The organism is Nocardia sp. NPDC055165 (assembly GCF_053606985.1).
The window spans coordinates 12508-39393 of record NZ_JBSGSS010000025.1; the positions used below are offsets into that span (position 1 = coordinate 12508).

30 protein-coding genes and 1 tRNA gene are annotated in these 26886 nt (G+C 66.9%); 15 read left to right on the forward strand and 16 right to left on the reverse strand.

Going from position 1 to position 26886, the window contains the following annotated elements:
- Nucleotides 1–33: 33 nt before the first annotated feature.
- From ACWFRF_RS32885 to aceE, 6 genes are all read right to left on the reverse strand, one after another.
- Nucleotides 34–1464, reverse strand: coding sequence for an acyl-CoA carboxylase subunit beta (locus ACWFRF_RS32885; RefSeq protein ID WP_378996281.1), 1431 nt, complete (start codon nucleotides 1462–1464; stop codon nucleotides 34–36).
- 117 nt (nucleotides 1465–1581) lie between these two features.
- Nucleotides 1582–2838 (reverse strand): KasA/KasB family beta-ketoacyl-ACP synthase, encoded by a 1257-nt coding sequence (locus ACWFRF_RS32890; RefSeq protein ID WP_266299014.1) that lies wholly within the window; start codon nucleotides 2836–2838, stop codon nucleotides 1582–1584.
- A 9-nt stretch (nucleotides 2839–2847) separates the two neighbouring features.
- Nucleotides 2848–3153, reverse strand: a complete 306-nt coding sequence (gene acpM / locus ACWFRF_RS32895) for a meromycolate extension acyl carrier protein AcpM (RefSeq protein WP_056821158.1) — start codon at nucleotides 3151–3153, stop codon at nucleotides 2848–2850.
- 80 nt (nucleotides 3154–3233) lie between these two features.
- A complete protein-coding gene (locus ACWFRF_RS32900) occupies nucleotides 3234–4148 on the reverse strand; it encodes an ACP S-malonyltransferase (RefSeq protein ID WP_101469200.1) in 915 nt (304 codons plus the stop codon).
- A 127-nt stretch (nucleotides 4149–4275) separates the two neighbouring features.
- Nucleotides 4276–5577 carry a PucR family transcriptional regulator gene (locus ACWFRF_RS32905; protein ID WP_378996361.1) on the reverse strand — a complete coding sequence of 434 codons (1302 nt, stop codon included), beginning with the start codon at nucleotides 5575–5577 and terminating at the stop codon, nucleotides 4276–4278.
- A gap of 44 nt (nucleotides 5578–5621) precedes the next feature.
- A complete protein-coding gene (aceE, locus tag ACWFRF_RS32910) occupies nucleotides 5622–8504 on the reverse strand; it encodes a pyruvate dehydrogenase (acetyl-transferring), homodimeric type (RefSeq protein WP_379314724.1) in 2883 nt (960 codons plus the stop codon).
- 216 nt (nucleotides 8505–8720) lie between these two features.
- Between aceE and ACWFRF_RS32915 the strand changes: the two genes are divergently transcribed.
- The 5 genes from ACWFRF_RS32915 to ACWFRF_RS32935 all read left to right on the forward strand — a co-directional run bounded on the left by ACWFRF_RS32915 (nucleotide 8721) and on the right by ACWFRF_RS32935 (nucleotide 10779).
- The gene (locus tag ACWFRF_RS32915; RefSeq protein ID WP_378996285.1) at nucleotides 8721–9269 is read left to right on the forward strand and encodes a hypothetical protein; all 549 of its coding nucleotides are present in this window, start codon (nucleotides 8721–8723) and stop codon (nucleotides 9267–9269) included.
- A gap of 127 nt (nucleotides 9270–9396) precedes the next feature.
- Entirely contained in the window at nucleotides 9397–9819 is a 423-nt protein-coding gene (locus ACWFRF_RS32920) for a DUF3052 domain-containing protein (RefSeq protein ID WP_101469203.1), read from the forward strand.
- A gap of 73 nt (nucleotides 9820–9892) precedes the next feature.
- Complete coding sequence (locus ACWFRF_RS32925) at nucleotides 9893–10357, forward strand: peroxiredoxin (protein ID WP_067456651.1); 465 nt, start codon at nucleotides 9893–9895, stop codon at nucleotides 10355–10357.
- A gap of 32 nt (nucleotides 10358–10389) precedes the next feature.
- Nucleotides 10390–10461, forward strand: a tRNA-Val gene (locus ACWFRF_RS32930).
- 99 nt (nucleotides 10462–10560) lie between these two features.
- Complete coding sequence (locus ACWFRF_RS32935; protein WP_452454008.1) at nucleotides 10561–10779, forward strand: hypothetical protein; 219 nt, start codon at nucleotides 10561–10563, stop codon at nucleotides 10777–10779.
- A gap of 402 nt (nucleotides 10780–11181) precedes the next feature.
- Here the strand turns inward: ACWFRF_RS32935 and ACWFRF_RS32940 are convergent, their stop codons facing one another.
- A complete protein-coding gene (locus ACWFRF_RS32940; RefSeq protein ID WP_452454010.1) occupies nucleotides 11182–11931 on the reverse strand; it encodes a GTP-binding protein in 750 nt (249 codons plus the stop codon).
- A 119-nt stretch (nucleotides 11932–12050) separates the two neighbouring features.
- On the opposite strand from ACWFRF_RS32940, the gene ACWFRF_RS32945 reads away from it, so the two are divergent.
- Both ACWFRF_RS32945 and ACWFRF_RS32950 read left to right on the forward strand, forming a co-directional pair.
- On the forward strand, nucleotides 12051–12497 hold the full coding sequence (locus ACWFRF_RS32945) for a Zn-ribbon domain-containing OB-fold protein (RefSeq protein ID WP_378996296.1): 447 nt from the start codon (nucleotides 12051–12053) through the stop codon (nucleotides 12495–12497).
- Entirely contained in the window at nucleotides 12490–13692 is a 1203-nt protein-coding gene (locus tag ACWFRF_RS32950) for a lipid-transfer protein (RefSeq protein WP_378996298.1), read from the forward strand. Before ACWFRF_RS32945 ends, ACWFRF_RS32950 begins: the two co-directional genes overlap by 8 nt.
- A gap of 69 nt (nucleotides 13693–13761) precedes the next feature.
- On the opposite strand, the gene ACWFRF_RS32955 is transcribed toward ACWFRF_RS32950, so the two are convergent.
- A complete protein-coding gene (locus tag ACWFRF_RS32955; protein WP_452454013.1) occupies nucleotides 13762–14415 on the reverse strand; it encodes an FMN-dependent NADH-azoreductase in 654 nt (217 codons plus the stop codon).
- 133 nt (nucleotides 14416–14548) lie between these two features.
- Between ACWFRF_RS32955 and ACWFRF_RS32960 the strand changes: the two genes are divergently transcribed.
- From ACWFRF_RS32960 to ACWFRF_RS32980, 5 genes are all read left to right on the forward strand, one after another.
- Nucleotides 14549–14890, forward strand: coding sequence for a winged helix-turn-helix transcriptional regulator (locus tag ACWFRF_RS32960; RefSeq protein ID WP_452454015.1), 342 nt, complete (start codon nucleotides 14549–14551; stop codon nucleotides 14888–14890).
- A gap of 120 nt (nucleotides 14891–15010) precedes the next feature.
- Complete coding sequence (locus tag ACWFRF_RS32965) at nucleotides 15011–16870, forward strand: hypothetical protein (protein WP_452454016.1); 1860 nt, start codon at nucleotides 15011–15013, stop codon at nucleotides 16868–16870.
- A complete protein-coding gene (locus ACWFRF_RS32970; RefSeq protein WP_452454018.1) occupies nucleotides 16867–17061 on the forward strand; it encodes a hypothetical protein in 195 nt (64 codons plus the stop codon). Before ACWFRF_RS32965 ends, ACWFRF_RS32970 begins: the two co-directional genes overlap by 4 nt.
- On the forward strand, nucleotides 17058–17435 hold the full coding sequence (locus ACWFRF_RS32975) for a hypothetical protein (protein WP_452454020.1): 378 nt from the start codon (nucleotides 17058–17060) through the stop codon (nucleotides 17433–17435). Before ACWFRF_RS32970 ends, ACWFRF_RS32975 begins: the two co-directional genes overlap by 4 nt.
- On the forward strand, nucleotides 17432–18760 hold the full coding sequence (locus tag ACWFRF_RS32980) for a hypothetical protein (protein WP_452454022.1): 1329 nt from the start codon (nucleotides 17432–17434) through the stop codon (nucleotides 18758–18760). Before ACWFRF_RS32975 ends, ACWFRF_RS32980 begins: the two co-directional genes overlap by 4 nt.
- A 5-nt stretch (nucleotides 18761–18765) precedes the next feature.
- Here the strand turns inward: ACWFRF_RS32980 and ACWFRF_RS32985 are convergent, their stop codons facing one another.
- Nucleotides 18766–19908 carry a serine hydrolase domain-containing protein gene (locus tag ACWFRF_RS32985; RefSeq protein WP_452454023.1) on the reverse strand — a complete coding sequence of 381 codons (1143 nt, stop codon included), beginning with the start codon at nucleotides 19906–19908 and terminating at the stop codon, nucleotides 18766–18768.
- 186 nt (nucleotides 19909–20094) lie between these two features.
- Here ACWFRF_RS32985 and ACWFRF_RS32990 point away from each other — a divergent pair, with 186 nt between their 5' ends.
- Nucleotides 20095–20739, forward strand: a complete 645-nt coding sequence (locus tag ACWFRF_RS32990; protein ID WP_452454025.1) for a GNAT family N-acetyltransferase — start codon at nucleotides 20095–20097, stop codon at nucleotides 20737–20739.
- Between the two features lie 50 nt (nucleotides 20740–20789).
- On the opposite strand, the gene ACWFRF_RS32995 is transcribed toward ACWFRF_RS32990, so the two are convergent.
- The 3 genes from ACWFRF_RS32995 to ACWFRF_RS33005 form a co-directional block, all read right to left on the reverse strand.
- A complete protein-coding gene (locus ACWFRF_RS32995) occupies nucleotides 20790–21062 on the reverse strand; it encodes a hypothetical protein (protein WP_452454027.1) in 273 nt (90 codons plus the stop codon).
- On the reverse strand, nucleotides 21052–21618 hold the full coding sequence (locus ACWFRF_RS33000; RefSeq protein WP_452454029.1) for an RNA polymerase sigma factor: 567 nt from the start codon (nucleotides 21616–21618) through the stop codon (nucleotides 21052–21054). The genes ACWFRF_RS32995 and ACWFRF_RS33000 overlap by 11 nt, the downstream gene beginning before the upstream one ends.
- Before the next feature lie 297 nt (nucleotides 21619–21915).
- Nucleotides 21916–22677, reverse strand: a complete 762-nt coding sequence (locus ACWFRF_RS33005; protein WP_452454031.1) for a class I SAM-dependent methyltransferase — start codon at nucleotides 22675–22677, stop codon at nucleotides 21916–21918.
- Nucleotides 22678–22830: 153 nt separating this feature from the next.
- On the opposite strand from ACWFRF_RS33005, the gene ACWFRF_RS33010 reads away from it, so the two are divergent.
- Nucleotides 22831–23721, forward strand: coding sequence for a ribonuclease Z (locus tag ACWFRF_RS33010; protein WP_452454033.1), 891 nt, complete (start codon nucleotides 22831–22833; stop codon nucleotides 23719–23721).
- 38 nt (nucleotides 23722–23759) lie between these two features.
- Here the strand turns inward: ACWFRF_RS33010 and ACWFRF_RS33015 are convergent, their stop codons facing one another.
- On the reverse strand, nucleotides 23760–24170 hold the full coding sequence (locus tag ACWFRF_RS33015) for a hypothetical protein (RefSeq protein WP_378996324.1): 411 nt from the start codon (nucleotides 24168–24170) through the stop codon (nucleotides 23760–23762).
- A 74-nt stretch (nucleotides 24171–24244) separates the two neighbouring features.
- Nucleotides 24245–24898 carry a TetR/AcrR family transcriptional regulator gene (locus tag ACWFRF_RS33020; protein WP_378996326.1) on the reverse strand — a complete coding sequence of 218 codons (654 nt, stop codon included), beginning with the start codon at nucleotides 24896–24898 and terminating at the stop codon, nucleotides 24245–24247.
- A gap of 93 nt (nucleotides 24899–24991) precedes the next feature.
- Between ACWFRF_RS33020 and ACWFRF_RS33025 the strand changes: the two genes are divergently transcribed.
- On the forward strand, nucleotides 24992–25363 hold the full coding sequence (locus ACWFRF_RS33025; protein WP_378996329.1) for a nitroreductase family deazaflavin-dependent oxidoreductase: 372 nt from the start codon (nucleotides 24992–24994) through the stop codon (nucleotides 25361–25363).
- Nucleotides 25364–25410: 47 nt separating this feature from the next.
- On the opposite strand, the gene ACWFRF_RS33030 is transcribed toward ACWFRF_RS33025, so the two are convergent.
- Together ACWFRF_RS33030 and ACWFRF_RS33035 are read right to left on the reverse strand one after the other, a co-directional pair.
- Nucleotides 25411–25947 (reverse strand): DUF3145 domain-containing protein, encoded by a 537-nt coding sequence (locus ACWFRF_RS33030; RefSeq protein ID WP_378996331.1) that lies wholly within the window; start codon nucleotides 25945–25947, stop codon nucleotides 25411–25413.
- 103 nt (nucleotides 25948–26050) lie between these two features.
- A complete protein-coding gene (locus tag ACWFRF_RS33035; protein WP_378996333.1) occupies nucleotides 26051–26866 on the reverse strand; it encodes a serine hydrolase domain-containing protein in 816 nt (271 codons plus the stop codon).
- Nucleotides 26867–26886 lie beyond the last annotated feature (20 nt).

Consider the following 26886-nt stretch of genomic DNA (forward strand, 5'->3'; position numbering starts at 1 on the left):
TCCCAGGGCCCGAAATTGCTGCGTCAGTTCAGATCACAGCGGGATGTTCTTGTGGTGGCTCTTGCGGGCCGGAGCCGCCGCGAGGGCCGCGGCGATGATGCTGCGGGTCTTGGCGGGGTCGATGACCTCGTCGACGACGCCGATGGCGACGGCGCGTTCGACGCCGCCCGCGAGCTGCTCGTGCTCGGCGGTGAGACGCTCGTGGAGCGCTTCGCGTTCGGATTCGGGGGCGGCGGCGAGCGCCTTCTTGTGCAGGATGCCGACGGCGGCCTTGGCGCCCATGACGGCGACTTCGGAGCCGGGCCAGGCGTAGACGGCGGTGGCGCCGAGGGCGCGGGCGTTCATCGCGATATAGGCGCCGCCGTAGATCTTGCGGGTCACCAGGGTGACGCGCGGAACGCGGGCTTCGGCGAAAGCGTGCAGCAGCTTCGCGCCACGTCGAACCACGCCCTCGAGTTCCTGGCCGACACCGGGGAGGTAGCCGGGAACGTCGGTGACCACGACCAGCGGGATGCCGAACGCGTCGCACAGTCGCACGAAACGTGAAGCCTTCTCGGCACTTTCGGAGTTGAGGCAGCCGCCGAGGCGCAGCGGGTTGTTGGCCAGGACGCCGACGGTGCGACCGCCGAGACGACCGAGACCGGTGACCATGCTGCGGGCGTAACCACCCTGGAGTTCCTCGAAGGAGGACTCACCGTCGACGTTGTCGAGCAGCTCGTGCACGATCGGCTTCACGTCGTAGGCGCGCTTGGCCGACTCCGGCAGCATCGCCTTGAGATCGACATCGCCGTGCTCGGCCGCGACCAGGTCGAACTCGCCCTGCTCGGCGAACATCGACACCAGCCGGCGCGCGCGGTGCATGGCGTCGGCCTCGTCATCGGCGGCGATATGGCAGACGCCGGACTTCTTGAAGTGTGTGGTGGGACCACCGAGGGTCGCCATGTCGACGTTCTCGCCGGTCACCGAGCGCACCACGTCGGGTCCGGTGACGAACACGCGGCCCTCCGGCGCCATGATCACCACATCGGTCAGCGCGGGACCATAGGCGGCACCACCGGCGGCGAAGCCGAGGACCACCGAAATCTGGGGAACGAGACCGGACGCGCGAACCATGGCCTCGAAGACCAGGCCTACCGCGTGCAGCGCCTCGACACCCTCGGCCAGGCGCGCACCACCGGAGTGCCACAGCCCGACGACGGGGATGGAGGATTCGATCGCGGTGTCGATCGCGTCGACGATGTGCTTGCAGCCCTCGACGCCCATCGCGCCGCCCATGACGGTCGCGTCGGAGCAATAGGCCACGGTGCGGACCCCGTCGACCTCGCCGATCGCGGCGAGCACGCCGGAGCGGTCACGCGGATGCAGCGGCAGGACGGTGCCGGGGTCGAAGAAGCGCTGGAGCCGACCCAGTGGGTCGCGCGGATCGGTGGTGGTGTCTTGAAACGCGGGAGCAATGATGGTCATCGCGCTCACTCCTTCGTAAAGATTGCCGCGGCGGCGGCTGCTGTGGCGAACCGCCGGTGGGAGTCGAACCATTCAGTTGGCACGACCCCCACCGGGGATCGGAATGCAGTCGGCGGCTTATGCCCGACCGAAGGCGAGCGCGACGTTGTGCCCACCGAAACCGAAGGAATTGTTGATCGCGTACTCGATTTCCTGGCGACGGGCTTCCCCGTGCACCACATCGAGATCGATCTCCGGATCCTGGTTGTCCAGGTTCAGTGTCGGCGGAACAATGCCGTCCCGGATCGCGAGCACGGTGAGGATCGACTCCAGGGCGCCCACGGCGCCGATCGAGTGACCCAGTGCCGACTTCGGCGCGTACACCGAAGCGTGCTTACCGATCGCCTTGTGGATCGCGTTCGCCTCGGCGGAGTCACCGATGGGCGTCGCGGTCGCGTGGGCGTTGATGTGGGTGATGTCGCTCTTGGTCAGACCAGCGGTCTGCATCGCGCGAGTCATCGCCCTGGCCGCACCGGTGCCCTCGGGATCGGGAGCGACCAGGTGGAACCCGTCGGAGGTGATACCGGCACCCAGCAGACGAGCGTGGATGGTGGCACCGCGCGCCTTGGCGTGCTCTTCGGTCTCGATGACCATGAGCGCGCCGGCCTCACCGAAGACGAAACCGTCGCGATCCTTGTCGAAGGGACGCGAAGCACCCTTCGGATCGTCGTTGCGGGTACTCATCGCGCGCATCATGGAGAACGCCGCGATCGGCACCGAGTCGATGAAGCCCTCGACACCACCGGTGACGACGATGTCGGCGTCACCCATCACGATCATCCGCCACGCGTTGGCGATGGCCTCCGAACCCGACGAGCACGCCGAGACCGGAGTGACCACTCCCGCCCTGGCCTTCAGCTCGAGACCGACGACCGCCGACGGACCGTTCGGCATGACCATCTGAACAGCCAGCGGCGAGATCTTGCGATAGCCGCCGTTCTTCAGCTTGTCGACCGAGTCGATCAGGGCGTCGCCGCCGCCGAGTCCGGTGCCGATCGCGACGCCGAGACGGTCGTTGTCGACCTCAGGGCTGCCCGCGTTCTTCCACACCTCACGACCGAGAACGGTCGCCAGGCGCTCGACATACGCCATACGGCGGATCTCGACCCGGCTCAACAGGGTGTCGGGGCTGACCTTCAGGTGACCGCCGATTCGCACCGGCAGGTCGTATTCCTCGATGAAGGAATCCTCGAGAACGTCGATTCCGCTCTCACCGTTGAGGAGTCCCTTCCACGTCGCATCGACATCACCAGCGATCGACGTGGTCGCCGCCATCGACGTGACGACGACGTTGGGGAAGTTCCCGTTCAAAGTACTGGGAGCAGGAGTGGTCAAAGTTCGGCCCTACTCGCCGGCGCTGTCGAACTTGGCCTTGAGCTCGGCGGCGACGTCGGCGTTCTCGGCCTCGAGCTTCTGGACGTAAGCGACGGAGTCACCGACAGTCTTCAGGCTGGCCAGATCCTCATCGGGGATCTTGACGCCGTACTTGTCTTCCATCTGCACAGCGATCTCGACCATGGACAGCGAGTCGATGTCCAGGTCGTCGACGAAGGACTTCTCGAGGGTCACCTCGGAGGGTTCGATACCCGTAACCTCTTCGATGATCTTGCCGAGTTCTTCGACGATCTGTTCCTGGGTCAGAGCGGCCACTTTGGTGGCTCCCTTCTTGTTGCTATTTGTAGGGTTCGTGAACGGCCTGCACTTCGCTGTGCACAACCGCCGGGGGAAAGCTAGCCCGAGGTGGTCAGTTCGGCCAACGCGGGGAGGTCTTCTGGGGTCTTCAGGGCCAGATTGGGCGTGCCCTTCAGTTCCCGTTTGGCGATGCCGACCAGCGTGCCCGCCGGCGGCAACTCGACCACGGCCGAGACGGCCGCGGCGCGAATGGTCTCGTTGCACAAGTCCCAGCGCACCGGGCGAGTGACCTGAGCGGCAAGTTTTTCGATCGCGTCGGCGCCCGAGGTGACCGGTTGTCCGTCGAAGTTCGACAGCAGCGTCCGGATCGGGTCGCTCGGCGAGATCTGGGCGATGGCATCGGCGACAGCTTCCTGTGCCGGGGCCATGAAGACGGTGTGGAACGCACCGGCGACGGGCAACGCGCGGACCCGTGCCTTCTCCGGCGGGTTCGCGGCGAGCTCCGCCAGAGCTTCCAGGCGGCCCGCTGCGACGATCTGGCCTACCGCGTTGCGGTTGGCCGGGACGAGATCGAGTTCGGCGAGCCGTGCGAGCACGGTGGCCTCATCGCCACCGAGCACTGCGGACATGCCGGTCGGCTCCAGCGCACAGGCCTTGGCCATCTCCCGGCCGCGGATGGCGGCGAGGGCGACTGCCTCGTCGGCGGTGATGACACCGGCGACAGCGGCTGCGGCGAATTCGCCGACCGAGTGTCCGGCGACGACTGTATCCGCCGGAATCGACCCGGGGGCGATTTCGGCGAACGCGAGAAGGGCGGCGGCGACCACGAGCGGCTGCGTCACCGCGGTGTCGACGATCTCCTCGGCCGTCGCGGTGGTACCGAGACGGACCAGATCGAGGCCTGCGGCCTTCGACCAGAGCTCGAGGCGATCAGTCGCACCGGGAAGTGCGAGCCACGGCGTGAGCATGCCGGGTGTCTGGGACCCCTGTCCAGGGGTGAGCAACGCGATCACCCCCTAAGACAACACTGTGACCCCCGCCGCATGAGATGTCGGCGCGAATGAAGCTTTCCGATCGCTTTTGTAGGGGTCCCACAAAATCCGAGGTGGGGTGTCGGGATCGACCGATTCCCCAATCCCGTTACAGGGGGTCGTGAGCCAATGGGGCAGACGGGGTTTCTGTGACAGAAGGAGACGATTCGTTATGCGTTCGTGTCAAACGGCCCACTGTTGCTGCGATTCGGAGCACATAGGCGTCCCGGGGATTCATCGGATCGCGGCCGGTGACCTCGCCGATTCGTTTGAGTCGGTACCGAACGGTATTTGGATGGACGTACAGCTGCCGAGCGCAAGTTTCTACTGCTCCGCCACAATCCAGGTAGGCGTCGAGTGTGTCGGATAACGAAGATCCGGCAGCAGCCAACGGGAGCACAAGATACTCGTTCAACGCCTCTATCGCAGCTCTATCGCCCAGCAACGCGCGCTCGGGCAACAACTCCGTGGCGTGAACGGGCCTTGGCGCCGCGCGCCAGCCCACCACGGCCTCCATTCCCGCCAGCGCCTCGATCGCCGACGCGTGCGCCGCCCCGAGGGTGCGCATCGTCGGACCGATCACCACCGGGCCGTCGGAGAACACCTCAGCCAGCAGATCGGTGAGGAACGGCGAGCCCATGCCCGACTCCCCCAGGTGCCCGCTGACCACCATCACCAGCCGCGCACCCTGCACCACCGCCAGCGCGGCCCTGCCGTGTTTGGTCGCGATGGTGTGCACCGCGCCGACCGTCGACACGCCCTGATCCAGCGGCGGTGTGCCGACCAGCACCGTGGCGGGCGCCGTGGCGTCCCAGTTCAACGTGGCGGCCCGGGAAAGCATGTCGGGACCCGTGTCGCCGCGGACCACCGCGTCGACCACCAGGGCCTCCAGGCGGGTATCCCACGCACCACGCGACTCGGCGGCGCTGGCGTACACCGAGGCGGCCGCGAAGCCGAGCTCACGCCCGTACCGCAGCACCGCCTCGGTGAGCGCCACCAGCTGCCGATCGTTGCGCGCCAGCGCGGGCAGCCACTGCTCGAAGAAGTCCATGGCCACCCGCACCATGTCCACGGTCTGGCGCAGCGTGAGCCGCCGCGCCAGATCCTGTGGAATCACCTGGAACGCGTCCAGGCTGAAACGGATATCGGAATCGGGATCCTGCAACCACTCCAGGAAGTTCACGACCGCCGTCTGCACCAGCATCTGCACGCCCGCTCGCTGCGCGGCGTCCAGATCGGCGAAGAACGGCAGCCGATCCTGCATCGACCCCACCGCCTCGGTGGACAGCCGGCCCGAAAACTGCTTGACCCGCTTGAGCAGCGTGTCGGGCAGCGGATCACGGGTCTGCCGATTCGGGGACAGAGCCCCCGTCGGCAGATAGACCTCGTGTTCGCTGGTGCCCTCGGTGATCCGACGGGGCCGCGGCGGTTTGCGCTCCACAGTCCAATAGTCCGCTACGCGAGTTCCTCTGCCGCGTCCGCACTCGGCTTCGGCGCGGCGGCCACGCTGTCGATGCCGTATTTCGCGGCCGCTTCCACCGCCTTGGCCTTGTCGAACGTGCCGTCCCGGACGAGACCCTCGAGCACCGCGACCACGATCGACTGCGCGTCGACGTTGAACACCCGGCGCGCGGCCGTGCGGGTGTCGGAGAAGCCGAACCCGTCGGTGCCGAGGGTGATGTAGTCGCCGGGCACCCACTGCCGGATCTGATCGGGCACCGCGCGCATCCAGTCCGTCGCAGCGACCACCGGTCCCCGCGCGGCCGAGAGCGCCTGGGTGACATATGGCGAGCCCGAATCCGCATCGGGGTGCTTGAGCGCCGCGATCTCCTTGTCGAGCGCCTCCCGGCGGAGCTCGCCGAACGAGGTCACCGACCACACGTCCGCGGCCACACCCCACTCCTGCGCCAGCACCTCCTGCGCGCGCAGCCCGTCGGGCACGGTCACGCCGGAGACGAGGATCTGGGCACGAACCTCGCCCTCACCGCCGCCCTGGTACAGATACAGACCTTTGAGCAGACCCGCGACGTCGAGGTCGTCGGGCTCGGCCGGCTGCTGATAGGGCTCGTTGTACAAGGTGATGTAGTAGAAGATGTTCTCCCCGCCGAACGTGCCGACCGCGGGCACCTCGGTGCCGGGCAGCTGACTGGCCGGGGCCTCGCCGCCGCCGTACATCCGGCGCAGACCGTCGCGCACGATGTGCGCGATCTCGAACGAGAACGCCGGATCGTAGGTCACCACGGCGGGATTCGACGATGCCAGCAGCAGCGACTGCCCGTCGTTGTGCTGCAGACCCTCACCGGTGAGGGTGGTGCGGCCCGCGGTGGCGCCGAGGACGAATCCGCGCGCGAGCTGGTCGGCCGCGGCCCAGAAGCTGTCGCCGGTGCGCTGGAATCCGAACATCGAATAGAAGATGTAGAGCGGGATCATCGGCTCGCCGTGGGTGGCGTAGGAAGTGGCGACCGCGGTGAACGAGGCGGTGGAACCGGCTTCGTTGATGCCCTCGTGCAGGATCTGGCCGACCGCGCTCTCCTTGTAGGCGAGCATCAGTTCCGCGTCGACCGAGGTGTAGAGCTGGCCGTTGCGGTTGTAGATCTTCAGCGTCGGGAACCACGAGTCCATGCCGAAGGTGCGGGCCTCGTCCGGGATGATCGGCACGATGCGCTTGCCGATCTCCTTGTCGCGCAACAGTTCCTTGACCAGGCGCACCAGCGCCATCGTCGTGGCGACCTTCTGCTTGCCCGAACCCTTGCGCACCGAGCGGTAGGCCTCGTCGCCCGGCAGCTTCAGCGCCTTGGCGGGCGAGCGACGCTCCGGCACGAAACCGCCGAGCGACGTGCGGCGGGCCAGCATGTACTCGATGGCCGGATCGTCCATGCCGGGGTGGTAGTACGGCGGCAGGTACGGGTCCTTCTCCAGCTCGGCGTCGCTGATCGGGATGCGCTGCAGATCGCGGAAGTCCTTGAGGTCCTGCAGCGCCAGCTTCTTCATCTGGTGGGTGGCGTTGCGGCCCTCGAAGTGCTTGCCGAGGGTGTAGCCCTTGATCGTCTTGGCCAGGATCACCGTCGGCTGGCCCTTGTGCGCCATCGCCGCCGAATACGCCGCGTAGACCTTGCGGTAGTCGTGTCCGCCGCGCTTGAGATTCCAGATCTCGCTGTCGGACATGTTCTGCACCAGCGCTTTGGTGCGCGGGTCGCGGCCGAAGAAGTGGTCGCGCACGTACGCGCCGTCATTGGCCTTGTAGGTCTGGTAGTCACCGTCGGGGGTGGAGTTCATCAGGTTCACGAGTGCGCCGTCGCGGTCGGCGCCGAGCAGCGCGTCCCACTCGCGACCCCAGACCACCTTGATCACGTTCCAGCCCGCGCCACGGAAGAACGACTCCAGTTCCTGGATGATCTTGCCGTTGCCGCGCACCGGGCCGTCGAGCCGCTGCAGGTTGCAGTTGATCACGAAGGTGAGGTTGTCGAGCGCCTCGTTGGCGGCCACCTGGATCAGGCCGCGCGACTCGGGTTCGTCCATCTCGCCGTCGCCGAGGAAGGCCCAGACGTGCTGGTCGGAGGTGTCCTTGATGCCGCGATCGGTGAGGTAGTGGTTGAACCTGGCCTGGTAGATCGCGTTCATCGGACCGAGGCCCATCGACACCGTCGGGAATTCCCAGAAGTCCGGCATCAGCCGCGGATGCGGGTAGGACGGCAGGCCCTTGCCCAGGCCGCCGTGGCTGTATTCCTGACGGAATCCGTCGAGCCGGTCCGTGCTGAGGCGGCCCTCGAGGAAACCGCGCGCGTAGATGCCCGGCGAGGCGTGGCCCTGGATGTAGACGTGGTCGCCGCCGCCGGGGTGATCCTTGCCGCGGAAGAAGTGGTTGAAGCCCACCTCGTAGAGCGCCGCCGAGGACGCGTAGGTCGAAATATGGCCGCCGACACCGATTCCGGGGCGCTGCGCGCGATGCACCATGATCGCGGCGTTCCACCGGATCCAGGCGCGGAAGCGGCGCTCGACTTCCTCGTCACCGGGGAACCACGGTTCGTTCTCGGTGGGAATGGTGTTGACGTAATCGGTGGAGGTGAGCGCCGGAATCGAGACACGGCGTTCGCCCGCTCGCTCGAGCAGGCGCAACATCAGATAGCGGGCGCGACCCGGGCCTTCCCGGTCGAGCATGTCGTCGAAGGATTCCAGCCATTCACTGGTCTCTTCGGGGTCGATATCCGGTAGATACGACGCCACTCCTTCGCGGATGACCCGTACCCGTTCACCGGTGGGTTTGGTGGTGGATTCACCGCCCCCGGTGGAGGTCGCTACTGGATCGTTGGAAGCTGCAGAGTGGATCAGGTCGGTCAAATCTGCTCCTCGTGATGGGGGCTGAACTGCTTGGTCGGCGTCGCTATCCCCGGGCCTGCCCGCTTGGTGTGCGGACCACCCGTTGCGAAAGGTTCGGGTGCACCCCCCATCCTTACCGAAACGGCTGCCGAGGTCATTACCTCAGCGCGAATACCATTAGGTAGGTTCTGCGGGGAAATACGAGTCACGCACGTGAGTGAGAGGGAACGCCGGACGATGAGGGAGCTGCACGCGCGCCGACTGGGGCTGATCTGTGCCTTTGTCGCCGTGACCGCGGGTTCGGTGGTGGCGGGTTGTGCCGAGCAGATCCCCGGCACACCGACGACCGACGCGGCCGAAGTGGCCGCGTACAAGACCACCGCCGCGGCGTCGTCCTCGGCCGCCGCATCCTCGCGCGCCGCGGCCGCGCGAGAGCGCGCGATCACCGACAACTGCGGCCAGTTCGCCACCACCACCGGCGCCGGCGTCACCGCGTACAACGACTTCGTGTCCGCCCACGACACCAACGCTCCCGACTACGCCGCCAAGCGCGAGTCCGCGGCCACCACCCTCGACAACGCGGCGACCAAAGTGGAGTCCGGCGTCGTCGCCGCGGCGGGCGCGTTGCCGACCGAACTGGCCGACAAATTCACCGCGTATGTCGTCGCGGCACGCGAGCTGGCCGTGCAGACCAGAAAGATGACCTACAACTCACCTGTCGGCAAGCTCAACGAGGCCAGCCGCACCATCAACCAGGCACGTACCGCCGTCCACGACGCCTGTTGAGACGGCCGATTTCGCCCTCCCGACACGCGGCATACGGTCCCAATTCATCCGATCAGCTTGCGCTGCGGCCGATAACCATGTTCGCTTGCACCTATCTTACTGTCGGAAGTTTAGGGAGGACACCACCGTGGTCGCCGCGGCGGACGCGCAGAACTACGCTCAGAAGCTTGGCATTTCTCACGGCTTGGTTGTTCAGGAATTGGGCTGGGACGAGGACACCGACGACGCATTGCGCGCCGAGATCGAGGAGGTCAGCGGCGGCGAAATGGTCGACGAAGACTCCGATGAGGTCGTTGACGCCGTCCTGCTGTGGTGGCGAGAAGGTGACGGCGATCTGGCCGACGAGCTGATGGATGCCATCAGCCCGCTGGCCGATGAAGGCTTCATCTGGGTCCTCACCCCCAAAACCGGTCAACAAGGCCATGTCGATCCGAGCGAGATCGCCGAAGCCGCACCCACGGCCGGCCTGACCCAGACATCCACCATCAGCCTCGGCAGCTGGACGGGCTCACGCCTCGTTCAGCCGAAGGCACCGTCCAAACAGCGCTGAATCCGCCGTTCGCTAGGGTCTCAGTTGGGCTCGCATGCCCGGCTGGGACCCAACACGACGGAGGATTCGTAGTATGCCGCTAGAGGTTGGCACTCTCGCGCCGGATTTCACGCTCAAGGACCAGAACAACCAGCCCGTCACCCTGTCGGATTTCCGCGGCAAGAAGAACGTGCTGCTGGTGTTCTATCCGCTCGCCTTCACCGGCATCTGCCAAGGCGAGCTGTGCAAGGTCCGCGACGAGCTGCCCAAATTCCAGAACGACGACGCCGAGATCATCGCGATCTCCGTCGGACCGCCACCCACCCACAAGATCTGGGCCGCGGAACAGGGCTACCTGTTCCCCCTGCTGTCGGACTTCTGGCCGCACGGCGCCGTCACCCAGTCCTACGACGTCTTCAACGAGAAATCCGGCTACCCCAACCGCGGAACCTTCGTCGTCGACAAGTCCGGCTACATCACTTTCGCGGAGATGAACGGCCCCGGACAGGCCCGTGACCAGGCGGCTTGGGAGAAAGCCCTCGCCGCGCTAGATTCATAACCCGACACCGCCGGTACTCCCCGGCGGTGCCAGGGCGTATAGCTCAGCGGTAGAGCACTGGTTTTACACACCAGCGGTCGGGGGTTCGATCCCCTCTGCGCCCACATTTCACGTTGCAGGTGGCAAGGCAATCGCCCTTGCACCCCTGCTGCCCCAGGATTCGGGGGCGGTTGGAATCTGTTGATCGACCGTACGATTCCGGCATGACTCTCACCAGTCGGGCATTGCGCACCGGCACCGCGGCCCTCGCCATCACCGCCGGACTGATCACCGCCGCCGGGCCCGCCACTGCGGAAGCCCCGCTGGGTTCGGGTAGCGACTCGTCGGGCACCGGCTCTTCCTCCCTGGTGCAGTCCGTGCTCACCGCGATCGGATGTGCCGTCGGTGCCAACTCCTGCGGACCCATCGTCATCCCCCTGTAGATCGGCGAGATCACCGCGTAGCGGCAAGGGGCCTTCTCGTCGAGTGATGACGGGACGCGGCCTTGTCAGGCTTCGGCGGCGGAGGATTTCGGCCGGTGCGGACCTAGTGCTCGCAGTCGTTGTGGATCGGCGGGCAGTAGATGGTCGTGGCGCAGGCCAGGCAGGTGTGCGTTCGGTGGTGTCCGCCGATCCGGACACAGGGCAACACGCTGACGAGCGACCGGCCTGCTCCGAGCCGGTGTCCGTTGGGGCAGAAGCGCGGCGCAGGTTCCGTCCAGCGTCCATTGCGCAGGTAGAGCCGAATCGAGTCGCACATACGTTCGATTATGCACTTCGTCGGATGGACGACACGACTGGGCACACCACCGCCGAGCGAGTCCCGATCAGGCCCGAACGCGGCAGTCAGTAGTCGAGGGCGTGCTCCGGCTGACAGACGTACAGGGGCGATGGCAGGTAGCGGACGACGGCGTCCAGGAGTGGGGCGATGTCGTCGCTCGCGAGGGGTGTGGCGCACAGAATGGGCACGATGTCGCCGTTGCGGGTGCGGCGGCGGATGCGGGTGTGCAGGTCTCCAACGGTGAGCGAGTCCGCGCGGTGTTCGGTCAGGGTCGCCCTGAGTTCGCGATACCACCGCTCAGCGAGTTGCCTTCGGCTTCCCAGGGTTTCGGTTGCCGCATGTTCGAGGGCCGGTAGCGAGACCAGGTCGATGACGTCGAAGCCGACACCGGCGCCGACGGGGACCTGGAGGGCCAACGGCACCGCCCCGCGAGCGTCGGCGATCGTGCGGACACAGCGGTCGAAGTCGGCGGTGGGTTGATCGAGGCCGCCGACCAAGCACAGGCGGGCGACCTGATGATCGTCGGCGACGCGCAACATGGTTTCGAGTCGCGGGGTGGCGTGCGCGGCGGCGTTCACGACCACGATGACCCCGTCGGCGACGCGAATGGATCGCTCCAAGTCGGCGATGAGCGCGTCGCTCGACAGCTCGGTGACGCGAATCGTGTGCTCGATACCGTCCATCGACCAGTGGACCGTGTTCTCGGTGTCGCCGAAACATCGGCGCAGGCGATGAACTACTCGCGCCGTCTCCTCGGCATCGCCGATGATCGTGACGTTGCGGATCGACTGCGGGTCAATAGCTTTGGTGCCCATCGCGCGGTACTCCAGATCGATGTCATCGCATCCTCGATCCGCTCACCGTACCCGCGCCCGAGCAGCGCTGGAACGGAATTCCGCCCCAAAGTAGAACGTGTTCCTATACCGTCGGCCACGTGCAGAAAGAACAACGCCCCGCCGTGGCTGACTGGTTCACTGCGGACGACGGCCAGGTACGCCTCAAAGGAACTCGCTGCAACGACTGCGGCACGCCGTACTTCCCGAAGAACACACTCGCCTGCCGCAACCCCCAGTGCACAGGTACCCACGACGGCTCCGAGCTCGTCGAGTACCTGTTCTCCACGCGCGGCCGGATCTGGTCGTACGCGGACGCCCGGTACAAGCCGCCCGCGCCCTACGTCTCGGCCGATCCCTTCGTGCCCTATGTCGTCGCGGCCGTGGAGCTCGAGGTCGAGCAGATGGTGATTCTCGGGCAGGTCGTGCGCGGTCTCACCGTCGATGATCTGGCCGTCGGCATGCCGGTCGAATTGACCGTCGGGACGCTGTACGAGGACGAGGACGCAGAACACACGGTGTGGATGTGGAGGCCGGTCAATGACTGACACGAATGATCGCGACATCGCCGTCCTCGGCGCGGGCATGCACCCGTGGGGCAAGTGGGGGCGCAACTTCGTCGAATACGGTCTGGTGGCCGCGCGTGCGGCGCTGGCCGATGCCGGGCTGAACCACCGCGACGTCGGCTACATCGCCGGCGCCGACACCATCCGCAACGGCTATCCCGGCTTCGTCTCGGGCGCGACTTTCGCGCAGGCGCTCGGCTGGTCGGGTGCGCAGATCTCGAGCAGCTACGCCGCCTGCGCCTCCGGTGCGCAGGCCATCGCCAACGCGCGCGCCCAGATCCTGGCCGGGCTGTGCGAGGTGGCGCTGGTGGTCGGCGCGGATACCACGCCGAAGGGCTTCTTCCAGCCGGTCGGTGGCGAGCGCCGCGACGACCCCGACTGGTTGCGCTTCCATCTGCTCGGCGCCACCAACCCGATCTATTTCGCGCTCTACGCCCGCCGCCGCATGGCGTTGCACGGCGCCACTCTCGACGACTTCGCCGCGGTCAAGGTGAAGAACTCCCGGCACGGCCTGAACAACCCGAATGCCCGCTACCGCAAGGAAGTCTCGGTCGAGGAGATCTCCGCTTCGGCGATCGTGTCGGATCCGTTGCGGCTGCTCGACATCTGCGCGACCAGCGACGGCGGGGCCGCGCTGGTGCTGACGTCGATGGACTACGCACGCCGCCACGGCATCGCCGATCCGGTGCGCATCTCCGCGCTGTCGACGGTGACGCCGACGTTCCCGAAGACCGTGCTCGATCTGCCGGATTTCTCGACGGATTCCGCCGTGGCCGTCGAGCCTCCGTCACGCACCTTCCGGTCCGCCATCGCGCACGCCGCCTACGAAGAGGCCGGAATCGGCCCCGCCGACCTGTCCTTCGCGGAAGTCTACGACCTCTCCACCGCGCTGGAACTGGACTGGTACGAGGACATCGGGCTCTGCGAGACGGGTGCAGCGGAGGCTCTGCTGCGCAGTGGCGCAACGACATTGGGCGGACGGGTACCGGTGAACCCCAGCGGCGGACTCGCCTGCTTCGGCGAGGCCATCCCCGCACAGGCCATCTCCCAGGTCTGCGAGCTCACCTGGCAGTTGCGCGGCCGGGCCGACGGCCGCCAGGTGGACAACGCCCGCGCGGGCATCGCGGTGAATCAAGGCCTCTTCGGCCATGGTTCGGCGATCATCGCCACTCGCTGACCCTGAATCACTCAGGTCGGTTACCGAAACCCCGGGCCATGTCCGGGGTTTCGGCGTGATAGCCGCTGCTCAGCCCGCCATATCGACAACTTCACGCTCGAGAGTCAGGTCGGCTACCCGGTCGCGGGCGCGTTCGAGGGACCGTTGGAGGCGCTCCCCGCCGAATTCGTCGTTGCCGGTGTACACGAACTCGACCTCGTCGATGCCGATGAAACCCAGAGCCGTGCGCAGGTACGGCTCCACGTGGTTCATGCTCGCCAGCGGACCGCCCGTCTCGTAGCCGGCGTCGCCGGTGCCGACGATGACGAAGGCGCGCTTTCCGGAGGTGAGTGGTGTGTACGGAGCCGCGGCCTCGGGAGCGAAGGAGAAGGTGCGCCCGACCCGGACGATCTGGTCGATGTAGGCCTTCAGCATGGCCGGTACCCCGAAGTTGTACATGGGGACTCCGAGTACCAGCACGTCGGAGGCGAACAGCTCGTCCACCAGCTGGTCGCTGTAGGCGAGGGTGTCGCGCATCTGCGGGGTGCGCGCCCCCGGTGGGGTGAAGGCGGCGGCGATCCACTCCTCGGTGAGGTGCGGGGGCGGTTCGTGGCCGAGATCGCGGCGGATCACCGTGTCACCGGGCCTGCCCTCGCTCCACCGCGCGACGAACTCCCCGACCAGCGTGCGGGTGTGGGAGCGCGATCGGCGCGGGCTGGCATCGAGCTGAAGTAGCTGGGCCATCTCTGAAACTCCTGTCGGGACCGAATCTGCTTGCTGGATCGAGCCTGCCCGACGGGGAATATCCGCGTAAGAACGCGCATTTCTGTTACCCAGTACCCTTTTTCATACCTTTGCCGGTGAGACGAGGATGTGTATGGCCAAACGTAAGCAGGATCTCGATTTCGACTGCCCGGTCGAGGTCACCCTCGATGTGATCGGCGGCAAATGGAAGGGCATGATCGTCTTCCAGCTGAGCGAGGGTACGGCCCGGTTCACCGAGATGCGCCGCGCCATGACGCACGTGACCCAGCGAATGCTGACCGCGCAGCTGCGCGAACTCGAGCGCGACGGCGTGCTCACCCGCACCGTGTATCCGGAGGTCCCGCCCCGGGTCGAGTACGAGCTGACCGAGTTCGGCCGCGGTCTCGTCCCGATCATCGAGCTGATGGAGACCTGGGGCGAGCGGTACCGGGAGCAGCTGCGTCCGGCCGGGTAGACACCTCGCGCGGCTGAGCGCTCGACCGCGACCCGCGCGCGGGGTATCGGTGTAGCGCGGAATTCGGGATACTGTTCGTTACCCCGCAGACCGGGCGCTTCGACATATCGGAGGACTGCCGTGGCCAGAGTGTTGAGCGATCCGTCGACGATCCTGGCCGCCCCGGGCACCGAGGGTGGTGGCGCTGCCCTCGATCAGGTGGCGCTGATGACCGGAGCTGCCGCGGTGGTCGGCGCGGTGCTGCTGTGGGTGGCCTACCTGCACCGGACGCGACGCATCACCTGGCTGCAACGGCTGGCCGACTTCAGCGGCCGCCTCATGAACCGTCCCGGCTGGGTGGCGCTGCCGATCGCGATGTTTCTCGCGACCATCCTGACCGCGTTTCTCGGCTTCATCTGGGACGTGAGTCTGCATGTCGGCAAGGGCCGCGACGACGGGCCGCTGGCCAACCCGGCGCACTATTTCATCCTCGTCGGCCTGTTCTTCCTCTTCATGGCGGGCATGCTCGCGATCATCCTGCCGCTCGACGAGAAGCCGGGCAGGGCCGCGGTGAAGATCACCCGCGACTGGTATGCCCCCGTGGGCGGCATCTTGATCGCCGGTGCCGGTCTGTACGCGCTGATCGGTTTCCCGCTCGACGACATCTGGCACCGGCTGTTCGGCCAGGACGTCACGCTCTGGGGACCCACCCACCTCATGCTCATCGGCGGCGCCGGTCTGTCGCTGATCGGGGTGCTCCTGCTCGAACTCGAGGGCCGCTACAACCGGCCCGACCCCGAACGGACCGACGGGCGGATGCTGTGGGCGATCCAGGCCTTCGCTTTCGGCGGCCTGGTGATCGGGCTGTCGGTGTTCCAGGTGGAGTTCGACTTCGGCGTCGAACAGTTCCGGCTGGTGCTGCAACCGATGTTGATCGTCTTCGCCGCCACGATCGCGCTGATCTCGGCGCGGTTGACGCTCGGCCCACTCAGCACACTGCTGCTCGTGGCCTTCGCCTTCTGCGTGCGGTCCATCGTGGCGGTCCTCGTCGGCACCGGATTCGAGGCGCCACGCAATGTGTTCCCGCTCTACCTCGGTGCCGCGATCGTGGTCGAACTGCTCGCCCTTGTTCCGCTGATTCGCCGACCGCTCTGGTGGGGTGCGCTCACCGGGCTCGGTGTGGCGACGGTGGGCATCTGGCTCGAATCGCTGTGGATCGAGCGGATGTTCGTCAATCCCTGGGTCGGCGGGATGTGGCTGGAACTGCTCGCGATGGCGGTGCCGGTCGGTGTGGCGGGCGGTGTGATCGGCGCGATGCTCGGCACCGTCTTGCGCGGCGAGGCACTGCCCAGACCGGCGGTGCGGCGTGGACTCGTGGTCGCCGCGGTGGTGATCGCGGCAGCGGCGACCGCGAACGGGCTGATCATCCGGGTACCGGAGAACGCGTCGGCGACAGTCGCGCTGACCGACGCCGCTCCCGAGCAGGGTGGGCGGATGGTCACCGCCGACATCCGGCTCTCCCCCGGCGATCTCATCGGTTCCGATCCGGAGTGGGTGGAGATCCTGGCCTGGCAGGGCGGTACCGGCGACGACAGCCCCGGCCACGGCCTAGTCGTGGACAAGCTGCGTCGCGTCACCGACGACCACTTCGTCTCCACCCGGCCCGTACCCGTGCACGGCACCTGGAAGACATTGCTGCGCCTGCAGGACGGGCGCATGCAATCCGCGCTCCCGATCTTCATGCCGCTCGATCGCGGCATCGGCGCCGCGGAGGTGCCCGCGCCCGCGAGCTTCACGCGGCCGTTCGTCGAGGAGATCTCGGTCCTGCAGCGCGAGCGGTCCTTCGATCATCCGTCCTGGCTGATCGGGCTGGCGGGCCTGGTGGTGCTGGCGTGCAGCCTGGCCTTGATCGCGGCGATGGCGTGGGGTGCGGCCCGCGTCAACGACCGGTATCTGGCGGCGGGCAGCACACCGGACCAGCGGGCGACGGTCGGACCATGATCGGCCAGGAGCACGTCGACATCCTCGCCGACCACTCCCTCCTGCTGGCGATCCCGGCCTTCCTGCCCGCGGTGGCACTGGTCGGCCTGGTGCTGTTCATCGCGATGCGTGACCGGCGCGCGGAGAAGCGCGAAAACGAGGCCGCACGAGCACAATCCGTGCCGATCGACCGCACCGAGGAGAATCCGTGACCCCTCGTCGGCTCCGGTACGGCTTTGTCACGGTCGCCGCGGGTTTGCTGCTGGTGGGCTGCTCATCGGGTGCGGAGTCCGAGCAGGCCGGCGAGCCCGCGAGCACGGCCCGCATCATCGACATCCGGATCGCGAACGGCGCGGTGTCCCCGGCCAATACGCGCACCGAAGCCACAGCCGGGCAACGCATCGTGCTGCGGGTCGACAGTGACGCCACCGACGAACTGCATGTCCACTCAGCCCCCGCGCACACCTTTCCCGTCGCCGCGGCGTCCGGCCAGCAGTTCGACTTCACCGTGACGGTGCCGGGCCGAGTGGAGATCGAACTGCACCACCTCGGACGGACGGTGACGACGCTGCTGGTCCGGCAGTGAATTCCCTCGCCCACGGCCTCAACGGCGCCGCTGACCTGCCGATTCCGCTCACCTACGCGTTGATCGGCGCGGCGTGGGCGCTCACCTTCTCGTTCGCCCTGCTGTTCCTCGCCTGGCGTCGACCCCGGCTCGACCCCGACTCACCGGGATTCCCGCTGCCCATGCCGGTTCGCCGGATGATCGACGCCCGCGCGACGCGGACGGTCATCGCCGTGGCGAGCGTGGTGGTCACCGTCTGCCTGCTCGTCATCGCGGTGTTCGGCTCCTCGGATCCGGCCCTGAATCCGGTGCCGGGAGTGCTGTACATCGGCGTCTGGGTCGGGGTGATGGTGGCGTCCCTGCTGATCGGACCGGTCTGGAAGGTCGTTTCGCCGGTCCGGGCGATCCATCGATTCGGCTGCCTCCTGCTGCGGCGCCCGCCGGAGCAGGGACTTCTCCGCTATCGCGAGGAGTGGGGCTACCTCCCGGCCGCCGCGGGCCTGTTCTCCTTCGTGTGGCTGGAATTGGCTTGGCGCGCACCGGGGTCGGTGAGCTCGGTGCTGACCTGGCTGCTCGGCTATCTGGTCGTGACCACGATCGGTCTCACGCTGTTCGGCACCGTCTGGGCAGAGCGGGCCGATCCGCTCGAGGTGTACAGCACGCTGCTGGCGCACCTGAGCGCCTACGGCCGCGACCACGCCGGGCGGCCGGTGTTGCGAATGCCGCTGAACAATCTCGCGGGGACTCCCGGACTCGCCGGATCTGTCGCGGTCGCGGCGACGCTGCTCGGATCCACCGCCTTCGACAGCTTCTCCGCTTTTCCGCGGTGGCGCGAACTGGTCGACGATCTGGCTCCGGTCGTCGACGCGACAGTGGTGTGCACGGCCGGACTGCTGGTCTTCATCGGGGTGGTGGGCGGGTTGTTCTCCGTCGCCGCGCGCGCCACCGGCGGCCTCTCCCACGCCGATCGAGCGCTGCTGCCGCGGCGGCTGGCACTCAGTCTCACCCCGATCGTGGCGGGCTATCTGATCGCCCATTACCTCACGTTCCTCCTCGAGAAGGGGCAGGCGACAGTACTGCTGTTCGCGGACCCACTCGACCGTGGATGGAACATCGCGGGCCTGGCCGATCGAGACGTCGCCTACGTGCTGTCGAGTCATCCGAGTGTGCTCGCCACCTGCAAAGTGCTCGCTGTCCTGATCGGCCACATCCTCGGTGTCGCCGCCGCGCACGATCGCTGCCTAGTTCTTCTCCCACCGCGTCACCGGCTGACCGGCCAGCTGGCATTGATGCTGACCATGGTCGGATTCACGTTCACCGGGCTGTATCTGCTGTTCGGGGGTTAGCCGAGTCAGGGGCACAGGGCTCGGGTCAGGATCGCCATGATGTCCGGCTGTTCGCTGGGCGGCTCGGTCCAGACGATCGTGGCGGCCCGCCCGTCGGTGGTGGCGCCCGCGAAGGTGGCGTACCCGGTGATTCCGCCGGTGTGCCCGATATAGCGGGTGCCGCAGGACAGTTCGGCCGACATCACGCCGAGACCGTATTCGGGCATGCTGTCCACGCCGGTCGGCAAGGTGGCGAGCATCTGCTGCAGTTCCGGTTCCGCCACCACCTTTCCCGCCACCAGGTCGAGGAAGTATCGGTTCAGGTCGTCGCCGGTGGAGACCAGCGCGCCTGCCGCCCACGGCACCGAGGGCTCGATCCGGGTCACATCGGTGCGGGTGCCGTCGATCGGCGCGTAGCCGTGCGGGTGCGGACCGCGGATATCGTGCTCGCCGGTAGCGGGCAGGTAGGTGCCGGTCAAGCCCAGCGGGCGAATGATCCTGTCCTGCAAGGCATCCACATAGGGGCGTCCGGTGACGCGCTCGACGAGCATCGCGGCAACCAGATAGTTCGTGTTCGTATAGGTGAAGCGGGCACCCGGTGCGAACTTCGCCGGCCGCCGCAAGGCGATGGCGAGCTGTTCGGCGGGTGTGAACGTCCGATGGTCGAGAGCGGCGCGGTATTCGTCGATCTCCGGTGCGTCGGCGAACTCCGGTAACCCGCTGCGGTGCTGCAGGATCTGACGCACCGTGATGGCCCGTCCGTCGACGCCGTCACCGACGATCGAGCCGGGCAGATAGGTATCGATCGGCTCGTCGAGTTGTATTCGTCCCTCGGCCACGAGTTGCAGCACGATCGCCGCGACAAAGGATTTCGACACGCTGCCGACCCGAACCCGCTGCGGCGGCTCGACCGGAATCGGCACCCCGGTGGCCTGATCGCCGACACCGGCGGCCAACGTGGTGGTCTTGCCGTTCTCGGTGAGTGTCGCGATCACCCCCGACACCCCCGAGGCCACTGCCGCGTCGATGTCGTCGCGCACCCGCTGCACCCGGCCGGACGATTCCGCGCGGTTCTCGGAGGGCGAGACCTCGGGACCGTCCGCCGGACTCGCACACCCCACCAAGGAGACGACAACCGCCATCGCGGCAACGATCGAGAATCTGCGCATCATCCGACCCTAGGAATCCCCCACCGTCCACACATCCGGAACAACCCTGGACCACACCCGGAGATCACACGGAAGCCGCGCTCGGTCCGGACAGGGGTTCGTACTCTCGGTTCGCCTGCGGCGCTGGGGATTCACTGCCATTGAAAATAGGGTGAGAAGGGTCGGGTCCGCCCCGCAGAATGACTCATGCTCACCGATCACTGGCCGCTGTTCGGACTGCGACTGGCCACACCCCGCCTGGAACTGCGCTTGCCCTCGGATGCCGAGCTCGCCGAGCTGGCCGAGCTCGCGGCCGACGGCGTCCACGACCCTGACCGCATGCCGTTCGCCGTCCCGTGGACCGACCTTCCTCCCCGCGAACGAGCACGCTCGGTGGTCCAATACCACTGGCTCCGACTCGGCAACTGGTCCCCCGGCAACTGGACGCTGAACCTCGCGGTCTTCGAGCACGGCCGAATCGTCGGACAGCAGGCGATCGCCGCCCGCGACTACGCGACGTTGCGTGAGGTCGACACCGGCTCCTGGATCGGCCTTCGACATCAAGGGCGAGGCATCGGCACCGAAATGCGCGCAGCGGTCCTCCACCTGGCCTTCGCAGGGCTCGAAGCCACCGACGCAACGTCCGGCGCCTTCGCCGACAACTCGCCATCGTTGCGAGTCTCCGAGAAGCTCGGCTACGAGCCGGACGGGATCCGGCGCCTCACTGTGCGCGGAAAGGCCACCGTCCAGCGCCGAGTTCGTCTCTCGCGCGCGAAATGGGAGAGCCTGCAGCGAACAACCGTCGAGATCGACGGACTCGCACCGTGCCTGCCCCTGCTCGGCGCGGCGTGAGCTGCTTCGAGCGGTCGGCCGGATCGGCGACCGCTCGAAGCCGTCAGCTCCTAGGGAGCGACTCGGTGGGTGTCGCTGACGGTCAGCGTGCACTGGCCGCCGTCGCAGGAGCGCTGGAGCCGACCCCGCGAGAGGGTCTGCATCAGTCCGATCGCCCAGCACGTCGGACACCCGCGTAGTGCGATCAAACCCACGGGCAGCAGCAACAAGCTGATCGGCCCGACCACCGGGATCAGCGCCACCGACCCGATCAGCGCGCCGAACCCCACCCCGCCGCGCACCAGGTGCTCGACCATGGACTTACTCGCGAAATCATCGCTCATCATTTCCTCCGGCAGCCTCATCAGGCGTGGCCTGTAGCGCGTGTTGAACTGTCGCCCGGGCCCGGTGCAGCCGTGATTTCATCGCCGCCGTACTGAGCCCGAGCGCATCGGCGACCATCCGCCCGCTGTAGCCCTGGATATCGCGCATGATCAGCACGCTGCGTTGGTCGGCGGGCAGATCGGCGACCGCGGCCGCCACCCTGCCCGCTTCCAGACGTCGCAGTACTTCGTCCTCGGCCGAAGCAGCCGCGACGGTGTCCTGCACGAGGACTCGTCCCGGCAGACCCGTCCGCGCCCGACGCAGGCACTCGTTGCGAACGATCCGGAACATCCACGACGCCAGCGCACCCGAGGCCCGCAACATCCCGATCTTGCGATACAGGATGATCAGCGCCTCCTGCGCCGCATCCTCGGCGTCTTCCGGTGTGGCGCACAGGGAATGGGCGAAGCGCTGGATATGTGGATGCGAACCCGCCACCAGCGCCGCGATCGAATCCACGTCACCACCCTGCGCGGCGACGATCAATCGATCATCGGGCCACCGCGACTCACCCACGCCCAGCTCGTTTGCGCTTAACGACCACCATGCACGTGCAGAGCAACACCAGACCGACGACAACACCGATACCGATGACCACAACAAACCTCCGTGTCCTGTCCCGACGTCCGTCGCGACACACATAAGAGGCACCGGCGCCCCGAAAGGATTCACCCGCCCCAAACTCGTCGGCAACCGATACGCACCTCGGTATCGTCCGAATTCCGTGCTGTCCGGCTCCTTCCTCGGGCTGCGGTTCGTCCGTCGCCGCTGCGGCCGCCGCGGACCTGCGAGCAAGGATCCCCGAAGGCCCCCTCAAGGACGACGAGCGGTGATGAGCCACGAGCGTGAGTCGAAATACACACCGGTTTCTGTCTCATGGTCGGCCAGGATCTCGCGCAACCGTGTGCGGGCTCGGTCGGCTTTCGTGGGCTCGAGCGCGGTGAGGAAGGCTGTGAAACCTGTCAGGCGGAGGAGGTTGTCGTAGGCGTCCGCGCTGTCGGGACCGTAGTAGACGGGGTCGTCGATCTCGGTGAAGTCGATGTCGGTGAAACCCGCTGACGTCAGCATGGATTCGGTCGCGGTCGGGTCGGCCAGCGAGAAGGGTCCGCGGCCGGGCGTGGCGATCGATGCGGCGAGGACGTCGCTGAACACCGTCGCCCATTCGTTGCGGTCGTGGCTTTGCCAGACCAGCCACGCGAGACGACCGCCCGGACGCAATGCGCGTGCGATGTTGGTGAACGCGGCGACCGGATCGGCGAAGAACATCACTCCGAACCTGCTGATACAGAGGTCGAAGTACAGGGGCGGAAAGGTGTTCTCCTGCGCATCGGCCAGCTCGAAACTGACATTCGACGGCCCTTCGTCGGCGCTGATGCGACGGGCCTGTTCGAGCATCACCTCCGAGATATCGACCCCCACCGCACTCCCGTCGACGGCCGCGCGAGCCGCCTCGCGCGTGGTCTGCCCTGTGCCACAACCGATGTCGAGCACACGATCACCGGCTCCGACCCTCGCGGCCGCGAAGAAGTGAGCAGTGTGCAGACGTAGTTCGGCGTCGTAGTCGAACAGATCCATCGTCGTCCTCCGGAAGCTGTGTCATCGGTACGGGCCTCGGCGGGCGGCACGCACTCGGTCCATCTCACCATCACCTTCCTCCGCGCACCCGGTCGTCGCGTCCGACATTCGAATCGACGTGACACCGACACGGCGACCCGCCAGGATGGGTCGATGTCGACACGAGAACTCGTCGTCCTCGGCACAGCCGGGGCTGTGCCCACCCGCCGTCGCAACCACAACGGCTACCTGCTGCGCTGGGACGGGCAGGGCGTGCTGTTCGATCCCGGCGAAGGCACGCAACGTCAGATGGCGCACGCGGGCGCCTCCGCGACCGAACTGAATTGGTTGTGTATCACCCATTTTCACGGTGACCACTCGCTGGGCGTTCCAGGCATCGTGCAGCGGCTCGGACGCGACGGGGTGCCCCACGGCGTGCATGCCGTCTACCCCGGCGAGAACGCCGAGTACTGGGAACGGCTGCGGTACGCGACGAGCTACTACGGCTCTCCCACGCTGATCGAGCACCCGGTGAGCGGTCCCGGCGAAACATTGCAGGGCAACGGTTTCACCCTCACCGCGCTTTCCCTCGCCCACAGCATCCCCACGTACGGCTATCGCCTCGCCGAACCGGACAGCCGAACGCTTCTGCCCGAGAAGTTGCGTGAGCACGGCATTTCCGGCGCCGCGATCCGCGAGCTGTCCGGACCGCTGCTGGAGGAATGCTCGGCGCCGAGGCCGGGGCAGAAGGTCGCGTTCGTCATGGATACGCGCCTGTGCGACAACGTCTTCGAGCTCGCTGATGGCGTCGACATGCTGATCATCGAGTCCACCTTCCTCGACTCGGAGACGGATCAGGCGCACGAACGCGGCCATCTCACGGCGCGTCAGGCGGGCGAGGTCGCGCGTTCCTGCGGTGTGAAAACCCTTGTTCTGACTCATTTCTCGGAGCGCTACACCGAACGCGAGGACCACCTGTTCATCGAGCAGGCCGACTTCCCCGGCGCCGTCCTCGCCCACGATCTCGACCGTGTCGCCCTCCCGCCGCGACGCACAGGCGAGTGAGGACAGCCGCGGCACACCGGCCGCGGCTGTCAGCGAACCTAGAAGCCGAAACTTCCGGTCGAGGGCGTCGCGGCCGGTACGGTGACCGTGACCAACTCGGAGAACGCGAACTCGGCGCCGTTGACGCAGCCACCGCGGGCGGTGATCGTGGTGCCGGGCTCGAGACCGTCGAGCGAGGTCACGACCGTCTTGCCGGGGTCGGCCAGCGATTCCGGGGCGCTGTCACCGAAGAACACGTGGTTGTTCTCGGGACCGACGCCCGCTTCGGCCCAGCACTGGCCCCGGTCGTTCGGGTTGCGCAGGGTGGCGGTGACGGTGCCCGCCGCGGTACCGGCGAAGCTGATCTCGGGCGCTACGAACGGGGTCGCCGCGCTTGCGGGCGCGCCGGGACCGAAGGCGACAGCCGCGGCTGACGCGGCGAGGATGGCTCCAGAAATTCGTCTGTTCATCACATGTTTGATGCTGCACCACAGAGGATTTCGAAACAAGGACGGCGGTGCCCCAGCAATCGGGGGCTGGCGCCTCAGCGCGAAGCTCGGCGCGCTTCGAGCCCATCCAGGATCAGATCCAGACCGAACCCGAACTCGCTCGAGTAGTCGTACCCCGGTCGCAGTGCGTGGTCGACGATCATCTCGGTGAGATACGGCAACTCGCCTGCCGGAAGGTTCGCGAGGATGTCGCCCGCGACTTCCTCGACGTCGGCAGGCACAGACACGGGCAGGTTCGCCTCTTGCAGGACGAACCCGCCGACGTAGCTGTCGATCAGCGAGACCGCGTGCGCGGCCATCGGCAGCGAGAACCCGGCCTCGCGAAGAACTCCGAGAACAGCGTCGTGATGACGCAGCGTCGCCGATCCGGGATTCCGGCGGGAATCCATCAGCCCGAGCGCCCAGCTGTGTCGCGCCAGTACCGAACGCGCCGAACAGGCCCTGTCGCGGATCGCCTCCCGCCACTGCGCACTGTCCGCCTTCGGCAACTCGATCGCCGCGAACACCGCGTCGACGACCCCGTCGAGCATCGCGTCCTTGTTCGGCACGTGGTTGTAGAGCGACATCGCCTCCACGCCCAGCTCCTGCGCCACCCGCCGCATCGTGATGGCCTCCACTCCCCCACGATCGGCGACCCGAATCGCGGCCTCCAGCACACGATCGCGGCTGAGCGGTTGCCGTACGGGCATGGGACCTCCTCGGTGACGAAGTGTTGACAACCTTACAGGTGTAAGTCAGCCTTACAGGTGTAAGTCACACCGGCCCGAACAAGGGAGCACCTCATGCCTATGCCGATTTGGTGGGGCCACATCAACAAGCGCGTCTTCAACCCCCGCGCTGTCGCAGGCGGAAAATGGCCGGTCCTCACCCACACCGGCCGCTCCTCGGGAAAGACCTACCGCACCCCACTCGACGCCCACCCCGTCGACGGCGGCTACCTGTTCGTCCTCGTCTACGGATCAGCCTCGGACTGGGTGCAGAACATCCTGGCCGCAGGCACCGCGCAACTCCGCACGGACGGCCGGGAAGTAGCCCTCACCGCACCCCGCGTCGTCGGCAGAGACGAAGCGTTCCAGGCACTTCCCCCGGAAATCCCCCGCCCACCGAAACTCCTCCGCATCACCGAGTTCCTCCGCATGGACCTCGCCGACTGACCTCGACCGGCCGGTCACGATGGACGCCGCGGCGCCCGGATCAGGTGTCAGCCCACATCCCGTCGCAGCCAGGTGACTTCCGCGCCGACGTTGTCGGTCCCTTGACGGAATGCCTCGAGATCCTCGTCCCAGGGTGCGCCCAGTGCTCGGTCGAGTTCGGTGGAGAGGTCGAAGGTTCCGTGGACGTCCAGTTCTTTGGCGGCTTGGAGTAAGGCGCGTAATCGCATCTCGCCCAGCATCACGTCACCGTTGGCGCCGGTGGATCCGTGCCAGAGGCCGAGGGCGGGGACGAAGCTGTAGCGTTCGCCGTCGACGCCTTCGCTGGGGTCCTCGGTGACTTCGAAACGGAGTACAGGCCAGGTGCGCAATGATTGGGCTATCCGGGCCGCGGTGCCGACGGGGCCGACCCAGTCGCTGCTGGCGCGGAGTTGTCCGTCGGCGGGTTGGGTGTTCCAGCGCAATTTCGCGGGGGACGACAGCGCGGTGGACAGCGCCCATTCCACGTGAGGGCACAACGCGGCGGGCGATGAGTGGATGTAGACCACACCCGCCGTCGCGTCAGCGAACTGACTCGATGCGCGCACTTACCAACACCTCCAGCCTCGACAAGGAACGTCTTCCCCAACGGCCCGTCGTGGTCTGGCGTGGCACGAGTGTACTGAAGTGTGCGGTGTTGCGCGTGTTACTTTACTGCGTGTTATGTGTCTCTGCGATAACGGAATCGCTGAATTTCGGCCACGCCGCTCTGGCCCAGTCCCCGAAATTCTCGTCGCTCAACGCGATTGTCGCCACTCCGATTTCCGGATCGACCCAGAGGAACGTGCCGGACTGCCCGAAGTGCCCGTAGGTGCGGGCGGAATTGGTTGCCCCCGTCCAATGCGGGGTTTTCCCGTCGCGGATTTCGAATCCCAATCCCCAGTCGTTGGGGCGCTGGGAGCCGTATCCGGGCAGGACTCCGTTGCGGTCGGGGAATTGCACCGAGGTCGCGTCGTCCAGAGTTTGCTGAGATATCAATTGAGGTGTCAGCAACTCGGCGGCGAATAGCGTGAGGTCGGCGAGGGAAGCACTGCCCGCATGGCCGGCGGAACCGTCGAGGACCGCCGTGCGCATACCGAGCGGCTCGAAAACCGCCTCGCGCAGATACTGCGGGAATTCGATCCCGGTGTGCTCGGTGAGGAAATCGGCGAGCAGTTCGAAGCCCGCGCTCGAGTAGATACGCCGGGCCCCTGGTGCGGCGAGAACTTCGGGAGTGGCGAACGCGACGCCCGAGGTGTGGGCCAGCAGATGCCGCACGGTCGAACCGGGCGGACCCGCCGGTTGGTCGAGTTCGACCGCGCCTTCCTCGAGCGCCACGAGGGTGGCATAGGCGACGAGCGGTTTGGTGACCGAGGCCAGCCGGAACACCCGTTCGGTGTCGCCGATGCTCGACACCGTGCCTGCGGTGACGACGGCGGCGGCGGCGTTCTCGACCGGCCAGTGCTGAACCTGCTGCAACGATCGCATATCGGCAGCGTACGAGACGC